Annotated in this window: 1 pseudogene; it reads left to right on the top strand. The window is 76.1% G+C overall.

The annotated features are described in order from the left end of the window. Nucleotides 1–94 precede the first annotated feature (94 nt). A pseudogene (locus tag LI94_RS24090) lies at nucleotides 95–1,469 on the top strand (PE family protein); the annotation flags it as partial.

The raw sequence follows: 1,469 nt of genomic DNA, 5'->3' as shown, positions 1-1,469 counted from the left end.
GATGTGTATAAGAGACAGAGTCGCCGGCGTGCACGGCACCGGCGGCAACCCGGCCAGCGGTGTCAACGGTCTCGGCGGCGTGGCCGGGACCGGAGTGACTGGCATTCACGGCAACGGCGGCAACGGCGGCGCGGGCTATGACGCCTCCGCTGACCCGAACGCCGTTCCGGGTGCCGACGGCGGGGCCGGCGGTGCCGGCGGCCACGGTGGTCTGATCGGCAATGGCGGCAACGGTGCAGCCGGCGGTAGCGGTGCGCTGGGCGCAGTCGGTACTGACGGCGACGTGCCCGGCGCAGCCGGCGGTGCCGGCGGTGCCGGCGGCCACGGTGGTGCCGGTGGCGCCGGCGGCAACGGCGGTGCGCTTGCTGGTAACGCCGGCGACGGAGGCGACGGCGGCAACGGCGCAACGGGCGGCAGCGGCGGTACCGGTCAGGACGGAGCGACCGGGGTGGCCGGCGTCGACGACGGCGCGGGCGGTAACGCCGGCGATGGCGGCAACGGTGGCGTGGGCGGCAATGGCGGCGTGGGCGGCAATGCCGGCACCGCGGCCAACGGCGACGGTGGCAGCAACGGTGACGGTGGGAACGCCGGTGACGGTGGGAACGCCGGGAACGCCGGCAACGGCGGAACCGGTGCCGCCGGTGACGCCGACAACCCCGACGGCGGTAAGGGCGGCGACGGCGGCAACCGCGGACAGGCCGGCCTGGGCGGCACCGGCGCCGGAGCCGGCGCCGGCGGCAGCGGCGGTACCGCCGGAACTGACGGCGCAGTCGGCGCGGACGCCACCGCAGGAGGCAACGGCGGTAACGGCGGTCGAGGATTCGACGCGACCGCACCGGGAAGCAACGGCGGTAACGGTGGTGGCGGCGGTAACGCCGGGGCCATCGGCATCGGTGGTGACGGCGGCGCCGGCGGTACGGGTGCCAACGGCCTGGCGGGTGTGACCGACGGCAACGGCAACGGCACCCTCGGCGGCGATGGCGGCCAGGGTGGTAACGGTGGCGCCGGTGGCGCAGGGGGCACCACCTCCGGTGACGCCGGAAACGGCGGTGTCGGCGGGGCCGGGGGCGTCGGCGGTATCGGCGGAAGCGGCGCCAACGGCACCGCTGGTATCGACGCCACCCTGCCGGGCGGCAACGGTACGGACGGCGGCGACGCCGGCAACGGCGGTATCGGCGGCACGGGTGGTAGTGGCGGCAACGGCGGTGTCGGCGGCACTGCCACCGACGGCAAGGATGGCAACGCCGGCGACGGCGGAGTCGGTGGTGCGGGCGGAAACGCCGGCAGCGCCGGTAACGGCGGTGCCGGTGGCGCCGGCCTAGGCGGTGGTGCCGGTGCGGCGGCCGGCAACGGTGGCGACGGTGGCGACGGCGGCGTGCGTGGTACGGCCGGGGCCGGCGGCCAGGGCGGAACCAGCGGCGACGGAGCCACCCAGGCGGCCAACGGTTCCTGTCTCTTATACACATCTG

The sequence above is a fragment of the Mycobacterium sp. UM_Kg27 genome (assembly GCF_000972905.1).
Lineage (GTDB): Bacteria > Actinomycetota > Actinomycetes > Mycobacteriales > Mycobacteriaceae > Mycobacterium.
Note: the sequence above shows the minus strand (reverse complement) of the source record. Positions and strands in the feature narration are given on the sequence as shown.